Origin of the sequence: Pseudomonas sp. Pse79 (assembly GCF_024519615.1) — a bacterium.
GTDB lineage: Bacteria > Pseudomonadota > Gammaproteobacteria > Pseudomonadales > Pseudomonadaceae > Aquipseudomonas > Aquipseudomonas veronii.
In genome coordinates, this window is record NZ_JALJRR010000009.1 from 136253 (window position 1) to 151144 (window position 14892).

Genomic DNA, 14892 nt, shown 5'->3' on the forward strand with positions numbered 1-14892 from the left:
GGGAGGGGGCTTGCCCCCGATGGCGGTGTTTCAGCCCATGCATCTGATGACTGATCCAGCGCTATCGGGAGCAAGCTCCCTCCCACAGTTTTTGATGTGTTTGAACAGTGACATGGGGGCGTCGCAGTTGATGGGCTTTTGTGAGCTGGGTTTAGAACTACTTTTGGCCAATCAACTGCCACGGTCCAACTGTGGGAGGGGGCTTGCCCCCGATGGTGGTGTTTCAGCCCATGCATCTGATGACTGATCTACCGCTATCGGGAGCAAGCTCCCTCCCACAGTTTTAGATGTATTCGAACAGCGACATCTTTTGGATGCTGACGAAGGTCTGCTGCGCCGCCTGCAAGGCCACTTGCAGTGCGGTGTACTCGGTGACCGACTCGGTGTAGTCGGCATCCACCAACCCCGACAGGCGTTCGGTGTAGCTCAGCGCCAGGTCGTCGCCGATGGTGTCGAGCACGTCCAGCTGGTTAAGCCGCGAGCCGACAGAGGTCTGCACCGTGAGTACGTTGTCCTGGGCATTGCTCAGTTGGCGACTGGCGGTGGACAGGGTGTTGTCCAGGTTGGCCTGGTCGGCGTCGGTTTCCACCGGGGTCTGCAGCACCGAGATCAGGTTTTTCAGGGTCGCGAACAGGTCCGGGTCGGCGTCGGCGGCCTTGCTCACGGTAACCGTGTCGCCGTCCACCGGGGTGCCGCTCAAGGTCAGGGACAGGCCGTTGACTTCCAGCGTGTCGCCCGAGGTGTACGTCACCGGGGTGGCGCCGTCGAGGCTGTATTGCGCGGTGCCGTCGGCGGCGGTGCTGAAGGTCAGGCTGAAGCCGCTGCCGTAATTGGCGTCCTGGGTATCGGTAATGGTCGGGCCGCTGTAGGTCACGCTGCCGCTATTGTCGCCGGCCTCGGCGATAAACCCCGCCGAACTGCTCACCGAAAGGAAAATCGTCGCCCCGGTATCGCCGCTGGCCATGCTCTGAGTGGAGCTGACCTGTTGTGTGATCGCGTTGTTGTCGCCCTGATACACCAGATCGCCATTGGCATCGGTGGCAAACGCCGGGCTTTGGCTCTGGTAGCCGGAAAACAGATAGTTGCCGTTGCTGTCGGTGGCGTTGGCCAGTGTCACCAGCGTGTCGTACACCCCTTGCAGCGAGGTGGCGATGGACTCGCGGTCAGCGTCGCTCAAGGTGCCGTTGTTGGCTTGCACGATCAGCGCCTTGGCGCTGGTGATGGCATCGTTGATGCTGTCCAGGGTGCTTTCTTCCTGGGACAAGGACGTGCTGATGGTGCTGCGCGAGTCGGCATATTGCGTATTCGCGGCGATGGCCTGGCGCACGTTGACGGCCTGGGCGGCGGCCAGCGAATCATCCGAAGGGTTGACCACCCGGGTGCCGCTGGACACTTCCTGGGCGGCGTCCTGGTAGGCGCTTTCCTGGGTGAGCATCGAGTTCAGGCTTTGGTTGTAAATCGTCGCACTGCTGAGGCGCATGGCGTCGCTCCGCTCAGAAAGTTATCAGTTGATATCGAGGAGGGTGTCGAGCAGGGACGTGCCCACTTCGACCACCTTCGCGCAGGCCTGGTAATACTGCTGGTAGACGATCAGGTTGGCCGCCTCTTCATCCAGGTTCACCCCCGATTCCGACTGTTGCAGCGTGGTCAGTTGCTCGGTGAGGCCCGACTGGGTTTCCAGTTGCCCGGCGACCTTGCTGGCGGTGCTGCCCACGTCGCTGACCAGCGCCGAGTAGGTCTGGCTGAGGGTCTTGCTGCCGCCGACAATGCTGTCGGTCTGCAGGTTGAGCATCGCCAGGGCATTGCTGTTGTCGCTGCTGCCGGTGGAGGTGCCTGCCGCGATCAGGCTGCCGTCGCTGGTCAAGGTGCTGAAACTGCTGGCGGCGTTGCGTGTGGGCAGTACCAGGAAACTGTCGCCGTCATCGGCGGTGCCGCTGATGGCCACGCTCATGCCGGCGAAGGTCAGGGTGTCGTTATTGGCGTCGTAGGTCGAGGTGACGCTGGCGCCGCTGTCGTTGCGGGTCACCGTGTAGCCGTCGGTGGCGGAATACTTGACGGTGTAGTCGGTAGCGCTCAGGGCGCTGACATCGTCGGTAAAGGCCGCGCTCAGCGTCGCGTCACCGGTGTTCTGGGTGTTGCCGTAGATGCTCGGGTCATCCACCGAGAAGAACGCGCTGCCGCTGTCGCCATTCAGGTCGATGCCTGCTGCCTGCAAGGTGTTGAAGGCTTGGGTCAGGCTCACTGCCAGGATGCCCAGCTGGTTTTGCGCGTCGCTCAGGCTGGTGTCGCGAAAGTCCATCAGGCCGCCCAGGGAGCCGCCTTCGAAGGTGGAGTCGTCGAGCACCGTGGTGTGGCCGGCGGCGTCGACGTAGGTGACCACGGTTTGCGTCGGGTCGCTGGCCGAGACGGCGGTCTGCAGATCGAAGCTGTCATTGCCCGACACCAGCGCCAGGCCGTTGCTCAGTGCCACGGTGTAGCTGCCGTTGCTTTGGGTGGTGACATCCACGTCCACCAGTTCACTGAGCTGGCTGACCAGCAGGTCGCGCTGGTCGAGCAGGGCGTTGGACGTCGAACCCAGGGCGTCGGACAGGCTGATCTTTTTGTTGAGGCCGGCGATCTGTTCGGTGAGGTCGTTGACCTGGGTGACCTGGTCGCTGATCTGGCTGTTCACGTCGCTGGCCATGTCGTCCAGGTAGCTGCCCAACTGGGTGAACTGCGAGGTCAGGGTTTGCGCGGCGCCGACCACTTCTTCGCGCGCGGCGGTGTCGCTGGCGTCGGAGGTCAGGGTCTGGATCGACGAGAAGAAGCTTTGCATCAGGGTGTCGAGGCTGGCATCGCCATCGGCCAGCAGGCTATCGATCTGGTCGACTTCAGTCTGGTAGGTCGACAGCGCGCTTTCGGCGCTGATGGAGCTGTTGAGCTGGCTGGTGACGAATTGGTTGTACTGGCGGTCGACGCTGGCGATCTGCACGCCGCTGCCCGAGGTGGATTCGGAGAAGTTCGCCACCTGCAAGGTGTAGCCCGCCGTGTAGGCGTTGGTGGTGTTGCTGCTGCTGGTGCTGAGGGCGATCTGCGCGGCGGTCAGGCCGCTGACGCCAATGGAAATAATGCTCATCGAGAAGCTCCTGGGCTACATGGTTGGCACTATCGGCCCGGCGAAAGGGCAACTTGACCCCTGTTCTATAAATCGTTTTGCAGCTGCGCCACGGCCGGCACGTTACGCAGCGGACCGATGGTGGCCATCACCGAAATCAACTTCTGTGCATAGCGCGGGTCGGTGGCGTAACCGCCCTGTTGCAACGCGATGGCGGCCTGGGGCGCATCGACGGCATTGCGCACGGCGGCATAACCGGGGCGGTTGCGCATCAGGCGCGCATAGTCGTTGAAGGCAGCGTCGTCGCAGGTATAGACACGAAACGCTTCCAGCTGTTTTTGCGCTTGGGCGTCGGTGTATTCGGTGGTCATCACCTGGGTCGTCGCGCCTTGCCACTGGCCGCCGGCCTTGATGCCGAACAGGTTGTGGCTGTCGGCGCCCTGGGCGGTGGTGATGGTGCGCCGGCCCCAGTCGGTTTCCAGGGCGGCCTGGGCCAGGATCAACTCGGCGGGTACGCCACTGGCGCGGGCGGCCTTTTGCGCCGGTTCGCTCAAGCGCGCGATAAACGCCTGTACATGCTCGGGCTGGTCCTTGTCGCCGCCGCTGACTTCACGGCGTTTCCAGGCATCGAACGCCGGGCTGGCAAACGGCGTGGGGCGCGAGGGCGGCAGGTCGAGGAAGGCTGTGGTGGCGCTGTCCAGTTCAGGCGCCTGCCGGGTGGTGTAGCCGCTCAGTTGTCGGGTCAGTTGCTCGGCCAGGCCGATACCTTTACCCGCCAGGCTCTGGGCCCACTGCTGGTCGAGCATCTCGGTGTACATCTCGGTCTGCGAGTTGTTCGACATCTCCGACTTGGGCACCGCCGCCCGCATGCTCTTGAGCATCATCTGCAGGAACAGCGCCTCGAACTGCTTGCTGGCTTGCTTGAGCCCCGATTGCGGGTCCAGGTGCGCGCTGTTGCGCAGCCGGTCCAGGCCTTGCACATCCAGGGCAAAGCCATCGGTACTGCCGCCTTTGTTCATCAGATGATCTCCAACTCGGCCCGCAAGGAACCGGCCGCCTTGAGCGCCTGCAAGATCACCATCAGGTCCTGTGGCGTGGCGCCGAGCGCATTCAGGCCCTTGATCACGTCCATCAGGTTCGCCGTGCCTTCGAGCAAATGCAGCGAACCGCCTTGGGACTCGATGGAAATATTGCTCTGGGAGCTGGTCGTCGTCTGGCCGCCACTGAAGGCGCCGGGCTGGCTGACCGTGTTGGTGGTGTCGATGATCACCGACAAATTGCCGTGTGCCACGGCGGCGCGGTACAGCTTCACCGAGCTGTTGAGCACAATGGAGCCGGTGCGCGAATCGAGGATCACCTTGGGGCGCGCCTGGATCGGCAGCACTTCGATGCTCTCGATGCGCGCCATGAAGTTGGTGCGCTCATTGGGCGACACCGGGCCCTGAATCTCGATCATCCCGCCGTCCACCGCCGAGGCCACGGTTCGACGCATTTCCAGGTTGATCGCATACACCACGCGTTGTGCCGTGGCCGAGTCCGGTTCGTGCAGGGACAAACCGAGCAGGCCGTGGTCGTTGTTCAAATTCAGCGCCACCGTGCGCTCGATAATCGCGCCTCGGCTGATGCGCCCGCCGGCCAACTGGTTGACCGTCACGCTGCTGCCGTTGGCCGACGCGCCGGCGCCGCCCACCAGCAGGTTGCCCTGTGCCATGGCGTACACCTCGCCATCGGCGCCCTTCATCGGGGTCATCAGCAAGGTGCCGCCGCGCAGGCTTTTGGCGTTGCCGATGGACGACACCACCACATCGATCTGCTGCCCCGGGCGCGAGAGGGCCGGCAGGTTGGCGGTGACGATCACCGCCGCGATATTGCGCATCTGCATGTTCGCACCGGCCGGCAGGGTCACGCCCAATTGCGACAACATGTTGGTCAGGCCCTGTTCGGTGAACGGGCTCTGGGTGGTCTGGTCGCCGCTGCCATCCAGGCCGACCACCAGGCCGTAGCCCACCAGGTTGTTGGAGCGGATGCCGGCGAAGTCGGCGATGTCGCGAATCTGCTCGGCGTGAACCGTTGCCCCCAGCCACAACGGGCAGCTCAGCAGCAGGGTGCGCAACGTTCGGGCGGCTCTAGTGAACATGGCGTGGGTACTCAAAAAGGGGAAACGTTGAGGAGGATGCGATGGAGCCAGCCCATCCGCTGCGCTTCGTTGATGTAGCCATCGCCCACGTATTCGATGCGCGCCTGGGACACCTGGGTCGATGACACGGTGTTCTCGCCGGTGATACTGCGCGGGTTGACCAGCCCGGAAAAGCGGATGAACTCGGTGCCCTGGTTGATCGCGATCTGTTTGTCGCCGCGCACACGCAAGTGCCCGTTGGGCATCACCTGCATCACCGTCACGGAAATCGTGCCGGTGAACGAGTTGTTCGCCTGGGAACCGCCGGCGCCCAGGAAGTCATGAGTCGTCGAAGCATCCAGCCCAAAGGAGCCGACCTGGCTGGCGCGGCTGGAGGTGGTCGCCAGGCTCAATCCCATGGAGCCGGCGCGGCTGGCATTGGAGGAGGAGTTCTTGCTGGCGCTGACCTGTTCTTCCAGCTCGATGGTCAGGGTGTCGCCGACCATGCGCGGGCGGCGGTCTTCGAACAGCGGTTGCGAGCGGCTGCTCTGGTAGATCGAGCCGTTGGCCAGGCGCGCGGGGTAGCCCTGCGCCTGGACTTCTTCGTCGGGCACCACCGGTTTGTGGGGCAGTTGATCGCAGCCGGCGAGGGCCAGCACGCCGGCCAGAAGATACTTGTGAGCCATAAAGGGAGTCTCGAACCGGGCGCTCAGAGCTGGGTCAGACGCTGGAGCATCTCGTCCGAGCTTTCGACGGCCTTACTGTTGATTTCATAGGCGCGCTGGGTCTGGATCATGCCGACCATTTCTTCCACCACGTTGACGTTGGAGGTTTCCACGTAGCCCTGGGACAGCGTGCCGCCGCCGTTCAGGCCCGGCGTGGTTTCGGTGGGCGAGCCCGAGGCATCGGTTTCCAGGTACAGGTTCTGGCCGATGCTTTCCAGGCCGGCCGGGTTGATGAACAATGCCAGGTTCAATTGGCCGACCTGGGTCGAGGTAGACGTGGCGGGCGTGGTCACCGAGACGATGCCGTCGCTGCTGATCGTGATGGCTGTGGCGTTGGCCGGGATGGTCACGCCGGCCGACAGCTTGTAGCCGTTGGAGGTAACCATCTCGCCATTGGCATCGAGCTGGAAGCTGCCGTCACGGGTGTAGCCGGTGCTGCCGTCGGGCATGTCCACCTGGAAAAAGCCCTGGCCGTTGATGGCCAGGTCCTTGGAGTTGCTGGTCTGCTCCAGGTTGCCCTGGGTGTGCAGGCGCTCGGTGGCGACTTCGCGCACGCCGGTGCCCACTTGCAAGCCGGAGGGCAGGCGCGTGTCGGTGCTGCTCTGGGCGCCGGGCTGGCGCACGTTCTGGTACACCAGGTCTTCGAACACTGCCCGCGAGCGCTTGAAGCCGTTGGTGCTGACGTTCGCCAGGTTGTTGGCGATCACGTCCATTTGCCCCTGCTGGGCTTCCAGTCCGGTTTTCGCCGTCCACAGTGATCGGATCATCGTTCGGTTCCTTGTCTATTCAACCGGGAGGTCAGCCCTGCAGGGAAAGCAGGCTGTTGGCGCGTTTGGCGTTTTCGTCGGCGGTGCTGATGGCTTTCATCTGCATGTCGTAGCGCCGCGAGTTGTCGATCATCGCGACCATGGCGTTGGTCGGGCTGACGTTGCTGCCTTCCAACGCACCGGGCGCCACGCGCAGGCTGTCGTCGGCCGGCAGCGGCTGCGCGTTCGCGCTGCGGAACAAACCGTCGGTGCCGGCCTGCAAGGTGCCGGGCGGCGCCGACACCAGCTTCAACTTGCCCACCGGGCTCAAGCCGCGGGGTTCCATGCCCAGCTCGCGCACGCTGATGGTGCCGTCGCTGCCCAGGGTGACCTCGCTGCCCAGCGGCACGCTGATCGGCCCGCCGTCACCGATCACCGGGCGCCCGCCCACGGTCATGGCGCCGGTGCCGTCGACCTGCAGGTCACCGCGCCGGGTGTAGGCTTCCTGGCCGTTGCCGGCCTGCACGGCGAGCATCACGTTTGCGCCAAGGGCCACGTCCAGCGCGCGGTCGGTATGCACGATCGGCCCTTCGCTCCAGTCCACGCCCACGCCGTTGGCGGCCACCGACACGCGGGTCGGCAAGCCTTCGCCCGCCACCGGCGAAGACTGCATCTCCACCAGTTGCGCGCGAAACCCCGGGGTGACGATATTGGCCAGGTTGTTGGCCACGACGGCCTGCTGTTCGAGCGCCTGATTGGCCCCGCTCATGGCCGTGAAGAGCATGCGATCCATAGGGTCAGGAACCGATATTCACGGCTTGCTGCAACACTTCGCTCTGCGCCGTCACCGACTTGGCGTTCGCCTGGAAGTTGCGCTGGGCAATGATCAGGTTGACCAGTTCGGCGGTCAGGTCGACGTTGGAGTCTTCGGTGGTGCCGCTCAGGATCGAGCCCAGCGAGCCGCTGCTGGCCACGCCAAGCAGCGCCTGGCCGGAGGAGGTGGTGGCCAGCCAGGTGTTGTCGCCGTTGGCTTTGAGGCCGTTTTCATTGCTGAAGGTGGCCAGCTGGATCTGGTCGATGTTTTTGGTCTGGTCGTTGGAGTAGGTGGCGACCACCGTGCCGGTCTCGTCGATGGTGAAGCTCACCAGGCTGCCGGAGGTGTAGCCGTTCTGGGTGATGTCGGACACCGAGGAGTCGTTGCCGAACTGGGTGGTGCCGGTCAGGTCCAGGGTCAGCGACAGGCTGGCCGCGCCGTTGGCCGGGTCGTAGGTGTAGGTGCCGGTTTCGCCGCTGGTGATCAGGCCGCTGGAACTGAAGCTGACGGTCTGGGAGTCGGTCAGCAGGTTGCCGTCGATGGCGGTGTGTACGTCCCAGGTGTTGTCGGCGGTCTTGCTGAAATACAGGGTGCTGGTGTGGCTGATGCCCAGGGAGTCGTAGAGTGTCGCGCTGGTGGAATAGGAGTAGGTCGACGAGTCGGTCTGGTCGAAGGTGGTGGTGATGATGTCCTCGCTGGCGTCCAGGTTCAGCTCGGCGTCCAGCTCGGTGCTGGCGCTGGCTTGCATGCCGGTGGTGGGGATCTGGATCACGCCGTTGACCCCGAGCAGTTGATCGCCGGCGGCGTTTTCCAGGTAGCCATCGGCGGTCAGGGTCAGTTGGCCGTTGCGCGAGTACACGGTTTGCGTGCCGTCGGAGAAGGTGAAGAAGCCGTCACCGTTGATCGCCAGGTCCAGGGCGTTATCGGTGGTGGTCAGGCTGCCGGATTCGAAGTTCTGCACCACGCCCGAGACCTGGGTACCCAGGCCGACGTCGGCGCCGGAGTACACATCGGCGAACTGCGTGGTCGAGCTTTTGAAGCCCACGGTCTGGGAGTTGGAAATGTTGTTGCTGACCACGTTGAGGTCGGTGGACGCTGCCGACAGACCACTGAGCGCTTGGGAAAAAGCCATGGTGTTTCTCCTTCGTTAGGTAGAGGGTCAGAGGACAAGACTGATGTCGCTGAGGGCGACGTTGTCGTTGACGCCCCCCAGGTCCAGCGCGACTTCGTTGCTGCTGTCGGTGGTGACGCCGGTGACCAGCGCGTATTTCAGGGCGGTGCTGGCCACGGCGACGTCGTCGGTGGTAGCGCTGATAGAGAAGGTGTAGGCGCCGTCGGCAGCCGTGGTGCCGTCGTCTTGCAGGCCGTCCCACGACAACGCCTGGGTGCCAGCGCTCATGCTGCCCTCGTCCAGGGTCCGCACGACGGTGCCGCTGCTGTCTTTGATGGTGACGCTGACGCTGTCGGCATCGCTGTCCAGAGTGACGCCAAACGTGGTCGCCACGCCGCTGTCGACCTGGATCACATTGCCGTCGATCAACACGCCGTTGCCCACCAGGGCCGAGGCTTGCAGGGTTTCGGAGGCGCTGATCTGGCTGGAGATGCCTTCCAGGGTGCTGGTGACGTCTTCGATGCTGCTGATGGTGCTGATCTGCGCCAGCTGGGTGACCATCTCACTGTTGTCCATCGGGTCGGTGGGGTCCTGGTTCTGCAGCTCGGTGGTCAGCAGCGTGAGGAACTGGTCCTGCAAATCGTCCGCCGCCGAAGTGGTGCTTTCGGCAGTGGTGCTGGTGCTGTTCATCGTCGACAGCACCGAGCTGGCAATCGTACTGGTCATGGTTTACGCCTCACCTAGGGTCAAAGTTTTCAGCATCATTTCCTTGCTGGTGGACATGACCTCGACGTTGGCCTGGTAAGAGCGCGACGCGGAGATCATGTTGACCATTTCGCCCACCGGCTCGACGTTGGGCATGGTCACGAAGCCCGATTCGTCGGCCAATGGGTCGCCGGGGCGGTATTCCTGGCGCATCGGCGAGCCGTCTTCGACCACCTGGCTGACGCGCACGCCGCCGATGCTGCTGCCGGCCTGGTATTGCGACTCGAACACCACCTGCCGCGCCCGGTAGGCTTCGTTGTCCGGGCCGCTGGTGGTGTCGGCGTTGGCCAGGTTGCTGGCGGTTACGTTCATGCGCTGAGACTGGGCGCTCAGCGCGGAGCCGGCGATATCGAAAATGCTGAACATCGACATGGTGGTTTCCCTGGGTTATTCGGACTGCATGGCGGTCTTGAGCGACTGCAGGCGGCTGCTCAGAAAGGTCAGGCTGGCCTGGTACCGCACGGCGTTATCGGTGAACTGCGCGCGTTCGCGGTCCATGTCCACGGTGTTGCCGTCCAGGCTCGGTTGGTCCGGCACGCGGTAGAGCAGGTCGCGGCTGGCGAAGCGGCTGGAGTCGGCGTGCAGGTGGCGGTCGGACGTGGTGGCCAGGGTCATGCCGCGGCCCTGGGTGTGGGACTTTTGCAGGGAGCTGGCCAGTTCGGCGCTGAAGTCGAAATCCCGCGCGCGGAAGTTGGGTGTGTCGGCGTTGGCGATGTTATTGGCCAATACCTGCTGGCGCTCAGCCCGCAAACTCATTGCGTCCTGCTGAAAGCGCAGCTCGTTGTCGAGCTTGTCGATCATGGTTGCGGACCTGTGCATCAAATAAATGAACGGCTCGCAGGTTAGTCCCAAGGCTGCCCCGGCAAAGGCCGAAACAGGCCGCTATTTGACGACCAATTCAGGCCTTGCCTCGCTGGCGGGGCGACTAGAATTCTGCGCTGGGTAGCGCGGAGGGCGGGATCGATGACAAGACGGATGTGGGGCTTGATGGGCCTGTTGTGCTGCACCCTGGCCCAGGCGGACGGCCTGCAGGAGCAGGTGCGCGAGGTGATTGCGCCACGCTTGCCCGCGCGCGCCCAATTGGTTGCCGTGGACATCGGCCAACCGGCGGCGCGCATCGCGGCCTGCGCCCACCCGCGGCCGTATCTGGTGCGCCCGGAGCAAAGCGTGATCGGTCGGGTGGCCGTGGGCGTGCGTTGCCTGGACGAGGTCGCGGGTTACCTGCAAGTCAGCGTGCGCGTGGTCGGCGACTACGTGGTCAGTCGTCAGCGGATTGCCGCGGGTGAGGTGATCAAGGCGCCGATGCTGGAACTCAAGCGCGGCCCGCTGGAGCGCCTGCCCAAAGGCAGCGTGTTCGAGCCTTCGCAGATCATCGGCCGCCAGGCCAGCCGCAACCTAAGCCGGGGCATGGTGATCACCGTGAATCACGTGCGCGAGCGTTGGCTGGTCGAGCGGAACGCCCGCGTGGTCCTGCAGGCCCGGGGCGCTGGCTTCACCATCCGCCGCGAAGGCAAGGCACTGGACAACGGCAGCCTGGGCAGCAACGTGCGCGTCATGGGCAACGACGGCAAAATGCTCAACGCCCAGGTGGTGGGCCAGAACGAATTGCAGCTGCGCTACTGATTTTTTCAGCGAAACCCGATTACCGGTCAAAGTTTGCCGTCGCGATTGCCGATAGTTGACCCAACCACAGCCAATTGAAGCCTCTAACGTGAAAATCATAAGTGCAAACCTGACCAACACCCTGGCGCCCGCTGACAGCAAAGCGGGCGGTAATCAACGCGTGGAACTGCAACCTCTCGAAGCCACCCTAGACGACGGCGTGCAAGTCTCCAGCAGCACCGCCAGCTCGCAGGTCGCGACGTCGGCGGACGTGGACATGGAGAAAGTCGCGGCGCTGCGCCAGGCCATCGACAGTGGCACCTATCAGGTCAGCGCGGATTCGATCTTCGACGGCCTGGCCTCCAGCGTGCGCGAAACCCTTCCATGAGCGTTGGTCGATGAGCAGCAGGTACCTATGAGTCTGGCGAAACACTTGGAGTTGCAGCAGCAGGCGATCGTCGAACTGATCGACTGGCTGGAACTGGAACGGCGTGCATTGGCCCAGGCCAAGGTCGACGGTGAAAAACTGCAGGAACTGACGGCGTGCAAGCAGGCGGCGTTGCAGAAGCTGGAGCAGTTGGAAGCGATTCGGTCTGGGGCGCAGTTGAAGCTCGGCTATGGGGCAGGGCGGCAGGGGGCGCTGAAGGCGGCGCAGGATGCCGATTGCGTCGCGGCCTGGCGGGAAGTGCAGGCACTGGCGCGGCGGGCGCGGCAGCTTAATATCGCCAATGGCGAGGCGTTGGGGCTGCGGATGGCGAGTAATCAGCGGGTTGTCGGGTTTTTGAATTCGGTTATTGGTAACAAGTTGTATGGACCGGATGGGCGCAGGCTGCGCGGCGTTGATTGAGTAGTGATGTTGTCTGTGTGATCGAAACAAACTTAGGCAGCAAACCGACGAGAAGGTTAAACGCGAACAAGAGGCCGCTAAGTCGGGCCCCTATGAAGGTGATTGGTCATCCGGTAAGACCCTTCGGGGTAAAACCTAGATCACTGTGCCGGCCGGCAAGCCTCCAGTGATTTATGTCCGCGTGGCTCATGACACTAACTGCATGGTCATTGCGCTATATACCTTCAGCCCCTGCAGATCGCTGGCCCTTGCCTGAGTGCAACCCAGTTTGGCCAGCCAACGGTGTGCAGGGTTCTTGTCCAACGCAACCGCGTGCAGCGCTACAGGTGTAAGGCCTAATCCAATCAGTACTTGAGGGCCTTGTTCACTGACCAACAGGAATTCGTCGGCGCCCACGCCAACTGCCCGGTCCAGCCCGGCATAGAGGTTGCGCTTCCAATCAGTGATGTGCGACTGCCAACGGGCAAAATTGCCTCCCCCTTTTTGGCGGTACTCGTCGCTCTGCAACACGGCAAGCGTGTCGACTGAATGCAGGGCCAGGTAGGCCGGGCAATCGCCGCTCAAGGCTTTGAAACGCTGCGAGGAGCTGAATCCGCTCACCGAGATCAGCGCTGGCAGTTTTTCCAGGCTGTAAAACGCATTCCACTCAGCTTCGCTGGCGTGGTCAGCGTAGTTGCATTCGACTGTATAAATCATCATGTCACTTCGTTGGTTGATGTTTAATCATGCTAGTGACACGGTAATGATCCATAAAACGACTTTTCGGCACTCTTCAGTGATTAAACATCAAGGTGGAGGCCTTGACTTGAACCAGGAATGCCCATGCGTCGAAAGCTCCCGAGTAACGCTGCCCTGATGGCCTTTGAAGCCGCAGCCCGGCATGGCAGTTTCGCCCGTGCCGCAGACGAGTTGGCCCTGACTGAAGGCGCCATCAGCCGGCAGATAGGCCGTCTGGAGGCGTTTCTGGGGGTCACGTTATTCGAGCGTGTTGGCAACCGCGTGCGGCTCTTGCCCAACGGTGAGCGCTACGCGGCCCAAGTGCGCGAACTACTCGACCGGCTCGACAGGGACAGCCAGTATTTGATGGGCCAGCCCAGCGACGGCGCCAGCCTGGATATCGCCGTCAGCCCAACCTTTGCCCTGCGCTGGCTAATTCCGCGGTTGGCCGGCTTTGGCCAGCAACACCCGAATATCTGCGTACACCTCTCGGAACGTATGGAGCCGTTCGTGCTCGCCGGCAGCGGTTTCGATGCCGCCATCCATTTTGAGCACCCGGCGTGGACGGGCATGCAGACGCACCGCCTGTTGAACGAAGTGTTAATTCCGGTTTGTCACCCTGGCCTGCTGAAGCCGGGCAAGCAGGCAACGGCTCTGGATTCACTGCCGCGATTACACCGACGACAGAACCCGGATGCCTGGCAGCGTTACGCCCAGCAAACCGGGATTGTCCTGAGCAACGCCGCGATGGGCGCGCGTTACGATTTGCATGCGATGCTGATCGAAGCCGCGCTGGCGGGGCTCGGCGTGGCACTCGTACCGCGCCTGTACGTGGAAGCCGAACTGGCGCAAGGCCGGCTGGTCGCGCCATGGCCACAAGAGAAGAATGTCGCCAAGGCCTTTTGCCTCGTGTTACCCGAACCGCTTGAACTGAGCCGCGCGCCCATCCAGGTATTTGCGCGTTGGCTGTTGGAGGAAGCGCAGGTGAAGTAGGGGATGCGGTGGGGCCTGTACCGGATTGGTTCAGACGCTGAGCGACTCAGAACTTCACATTGAAACCGGCATGCATCAGCGCAGTCGATGGCCACGCAGGGCACCAGGTCGAAATTCACGGTATCGCGGAACGCTTCATTGATCCGCACGCCATTGAGATAAACCGCCAGCCCCTGTGGGGTTCCTTATTCCTGGCGGGATAAATGCGTCAATGTCTGTTTGTAAAACCACGACCTATTAGTAGGGAGTTAAGACTTTTGGATGAGTTGAAGGGGCGTGCAATGTGTTTTTTTGATTTTGTGTAATAAGGAAGAGGGGGTTAGTTGGTTTAATACAGTAGTCGAGGTTTTATTTTTATGGGGGTGTAAATGCCGTTGCGGTCTACATTGATAGACGCCCGTCATCAGGCACAGAGTTTGGGACAGATTTGTGGGGCTCCCGTCGGGCCTTAACGTGCCATGACGTTGACGATTACATGCAGGATGAAGGCGGGTCCATAACAAGGCTGGCCCTGTTCATCTTCGATACGCCAGATCGACGTGAGTGTGCAGGTCTCCCTTGGGGCGCCGAACTCCACGCTGATACGTACCGGCTGGCCGGGCAGGGTGTCGGCGATGGGGATTTCGTTGTTCAGGCTGCGCAGGTGGGTGTCCATCACCACTTCCAAGGGAACGCCGGACGCGCTGCGGCGAGCGATTACGTATTCGCCGTCGACCCGTACCAATTTCCGACCGCGCCACGGGCGGGCGCCAAGGTTCTGGATCTCCCAGGTTTTCTGAAACGTCTCACCGGGCAGCACCACGGTCTGGTCTGGGGTGGTGACATCCGCGTTGAAGACAGCTATGTCGCTGGGGTCACGCAGGCCGGTGGCGCGATTAGTGGTTGCCATTGAACAGGCATCGCCCGGTGCGCCAGCCAGGTCGGCGAAGTAGCGGAATAACAGCAGCGGCGAAACCTGCAACGCCTTGGCCAGTTTGATCAGGGTGCGTACTGAGGGATCTTGTGAGGCTCCGCCGGTCAATCCGTAGAGGTAGGTTCGGGAAATGCCGGCTTCTTTGGCCAGGGCTGTCAGGGGCTTTCCCAGTTCTCGGCTGCGTCGCATAACCAAGGCTCGAAGCGTATCGCGTGTTCTGATGTTCATATTCGAGTGTTGATCTCCGGTCCTTGGTGATAGTCGTCACGTTGTTCGCCAAAAAGGACAACCTGCTCGCCGCTACGTATATCGAGCGATGCACACTTGCGACCTGCTAGCGACGTGGTGAAGGACATGGATAGGTCCCTTTTGGGTTGGCTACATCCAGTGTCGTGGTTTCTCGCATGCTTGCGAACCTTGTGTGTGTTGCATTCCTTTACAATCATCTT

The 14892-nt window shown here is 62.5% G+C and carries 17 protein-coding genes; 4 read left to right on the plus strand and 13 right to left on the minus strand.

From position 1 onward, the window contains the following. Positions 1-283: 283 nt before the first annotated feature. The 11 genes from flgL to flgB all read right to left on the minus strand — a co-directional run bounded on the left by flgL (position 284) and on the right by flgB (position 10172). The gene (gene flgL, locus NR164_RS13990; RefSeq protein ID WP_256822870.1) at positions 284-1480 is read right to left on the minus strand and encodes a flagellar hook-associated protein FlgL; all 1197 of its coding nucleotides are present in this window, start codon (positions 1478-1480) and stop codon (positions 284-286) included. Positions 1481-1504: 24 nt separating this feature from the next. After that, on the minus strand, positions 1505-3115 hold the full coding sequence (gene flgK / locus NR164_RS13995) for a flagellar hook-associated protein FlgK (RefSeq protein ID WP_256822871.1): 1611 nt from the start codon (positions 3113-3115) through the stop codon (positions 1505-1507). Positions 3116-3180: 65 nt separating this feature from the next. Beyond that, on the minus strand, positions 3181-4113 hold the full coding sequence (flgJ, locus tag NR164_RS14000) for a flagellar assembly peptidoglycan hydrolase FlgJ (protein ID WP_079444653.1): 933 nt from the start codon (positions 4111-4113) through the stop codon (positions 3181-3183). Then, positions 4113-5231 carry a flagellar basal body P-ring protein FlgI gene (locus tag NR164_RS14005; protein WP_079444652.1) on the minus strand — a complete coding sequence of 373 codons (1119 nt, stop codon included), beginning with the start codon at positions 5229-5231 and terminating at the stop codon, positions 4113-4115. The genes flgJ and NR164_RS14005 overlap by 1 nt, the downstream gene beginning before the upstream one ends. Before the next feature lie 11 nt (positions 5232-5242). Beyond that, on the minus strand, positions 5243-5896 hold the full coding sequence (locus NR164_RS14010) for a flagellar basal body L-ring protein FlgH (RefSeq protein ID WP_046382149.1): 654 nt from the start codon (positions 5894-5896) through the stop codon (positions 5243-5245). 23 nt (positions 5897-5919) lie between these two features. Then, on the minus strand, positions 5920-6702 hold the full coding sequence (gene flgG / locus NR164_RS14015) for a flagellar basal-body rod protein FlgG (RefSeq protein WP_046382150.1): 783 nt from the start codon (positions 6700-6702) through the stop codon (positions 5920-5922). Between the two features lie 31 nt (positions 6703-6733). Beyond that, entirely contained in the window at positions 6734-7474 is a 741-nt protein-coding gene (locus NR164_RS14020; RefSeq protein WP_046382151.1) for a flagellar basal body rod protein FlgF, read from the minus strand. Positions 7475-7478: 4 nt separating this feature from the next. Next, positions 7479-8627 (minus strand): flagellar hook protein FlgE, encoded by a 1149-nt coding sequence (gene flgE, locus NR164_RS14025; RefSeq protein WP_046382152.1) that lies wholly within the window; start codon positions 8625-8627, stop codon positions 7479-7481. A gap of 27 nt (positions 8628-8654) precedes the next feature. Further along, positions 8655-9332, minus strand: coding sequence for a flagellar hook assembly protein FlgD (locus NR164_RS14030; protein ID WP_046382153.1), 678 nt, complete (start codon positions 9330-9332; stop codon positions 8655-8657). Between the two features lie 3 nt (positions 9333-9335). Further along, positions 9336-9743, minus strand: a complete 408-nt coding sequence (gene flgC, locus NR164_RS14035; RefSeq protein WP_108524530.1) for a flagellar basal body rod protein FlgC — start codon at positions 9741-9743, stop codon at positions 9336-9338. A 15-nt stretch (positions 9744-9758) separates the two neighbouring features. Beyond that, entirely contained in the window at positions 9759-10172 is a 414-nt protein-coding gene (gene flgB, locus NR164_RS14040) for a flagellar basal body rod protein FlgB (protein WP_046382155.1), read from the minus strand. A 162-nt stretch (positions 10173-10334) separates the two neighbouring features. On the opposite strand from flgB, the gene flgA reads away from it, so the two are divergent. The 3 genes from flgA (at position 10335) to NR164_RS14055 (ending at position 11820) form a co-directional block, all read left to right on the plus strand. Further along, complete coding sequence (gene flgA, locus NR164_RS14045) at positions 10335-10994, plus strand: flagellar basal body P-ring formation chaperone FlgA (protein ID WP_226925927.1); 660 nt, start codon at positions 10335-10337, stop codon at positions 10992-10994. An 88-nt stretch (positions 10995-11082) separates the two neighbouring features. Next, positions 11083-11361: a flagellar biosynthesis anti-sigma factor FlgM gene (gene flgM, locus NR164_RS14050; RefSeq protein WP_046382157.1), complete on the plus strand. Its 279-nt coding sequence runs from the start codon at positions 11083-11085 to the stop codon at positions 11359-11361. Positions 11362-11388: 27 nt separating this feature from the next. Then, positions 11389-11820 carry a flagella synthesis protein FlgN gene (locus tag NR164_RS14055; RefSeq protein WP_046382158.1) on the plus strand — a complete coding sequence of 144 codons (432 nt, stop codon included), beginning with the start codon at positions 11389-11391 and terminating at the stop codon, positions 11818-11820. Between the two features lie 186 nt (positions 11821-12006). Here the strand turns inward: NR164_RS14055 and NR164_RS14060 are convergent, their stop codons facing one another. Then, positions 12007-12516, minus strand: coding sequence for a sugar ABC transporter (locus NR164_RS14060; RefSeq protein ID WP_306218186.1), 510 nt, complete (start codon positions 12514-12516; stop codon positions 12007-12009). 126 nt (positions 12517-12642) lie between these two features. Between NR164_RS14060 and NR164_RS14065 the strand changes: the two genes are divergently transcribed. Then, complete coding sequence (locus NR164_RS14065) at positions 12643-13530, plus strand: LysR substrate-binding domain-containing protein (RefSeq protein ID WP_017846743.1); 888 nt, start codon at positions 12643-12645, stop codon at positions 13528-13530. Positions 13531-13978: 448 nt separating this feature from the next. Here the strand turns inward: NR164_RS14065 and NR164_RS14070 are convergent, their stop codons facing one another. Next, the gene (locus NR164_RS14070) at positions 13979-14632 is read right to left on the minus strand and encodes an NBR1-Ig-like domain-containing protein (protein ID WP_232565975.1); all 654 of its coding nucleotides are present in this window, start codon (positions 14630-14632) and stop codon (positions 13979-13981) included. Between the last annotated feature and the right edge of the window lie 260 nt (positions 14633-14892).

Coding starts and splice junctions, on each gene's coding strand:
- flgL (WP_256822870.1), bottom strand. CDS start 1,480: ATGCGCCTCAGCAGTGCGACGATTTACAACCAAAGCCTGAACTCGATG.
- flgK (WP_256822871.1), bottom strand. CDS start 3,115: ATGAGCATTATTTCCATTGGCGTCAGCGGCCTGACCGCCGCGCAGATC.
- flgJ (WP_079444653.1), bottom strand. CDS start 4,113: ATGAACAAAGGCGGCAGTACCGATGGCTTTGCCCTGGATGTGCAAGGC.
- NR164_RS14005 (WP_079444652.1), bottom strand. CDS start 5,231: ATGTTCACTAGAGCCGCCCGAACGTTGCGCACCCTGCTGCTGAGCTGC.
- NR164_RS14010 (WP_046382149.1), bottom strand. CDS start 5,896: ATGGCTCACAAGTATCTTCTGGCCGGCGTGCTGGCCCTCGCCGGCTGC.
- flgG (WP_046382150.1), bottom strand. CDS start 6,702: ATGATCCGATCACTGTGGACGGCGAAAACCGGACTGGAAGCCCAGCAG.
- NR164_RS14020 (WP_046382151.1), bottom strand. CDS start 7,474: ATGGATCGCATGCTCTTCACGGCCATGAGCGGGGCCAATCAGGCGCTC.
- flgE (WP_046382152.1), bottom strand. CDS start 8,627: ATGGCTTTTTCCCAAGCGCTCAGTGGTCTGTCGGCAGCGTCCACCGAC.
- NR164_RS14030 (WP_046382153.1), bottom strand. CDS start 9,332: ATGACCAGTACGATTGCCAGCTCGGTGCTGTCGACGATGAACAGCACC.
- flgC (WP_108524530.1), bottom strand. CDS start 9,743: ATGTCGATGTTCAGCATTTTCGATATCGCCGGCTCCGCGCTGAGCGCC.
- flgB (WP_046382155.1), bottom strand. CDS start 10,172: ATGATCGACAAGCTCGACAACGAGCTGCGCTTTCAGCAGGACGCAATG.
- flgA (WP_226925927.1), top strand. CDS start 10,335: ATGACAAGACGGATGTGGGGCTTGATGGGCCTGTTGTGCTGCACCCTG.
- NR164_RS14055 (WP_046382158.1), top strand. CDS start 11,389: ATGAGTCTGGCGAAACACTTGGAGTTGCAGCAGCAGGCGATCGTCGAA.
- NR164_RS14060 (WP_306218186.1), bottom strand. CDS start 12,516: ATGATTTATACAGTCGAATGCAACTACGCTGACCACGCCAGCGAAGCT.
- NR164_RS14065 (WP_017846743.1), top strand. CDS start 12,643: ATGCGTCGAAAGCTCCCGAGTAACGCTGCCCTGATGGCCTTTGAAGCC.
- NR164_RS14070 (WP_232565975.1), bottom strand. CDS start 14,632: ATGCGACGCAGCCGAGAACTGGGAAAGCCCCTGACAGCCCTGGCCAAA.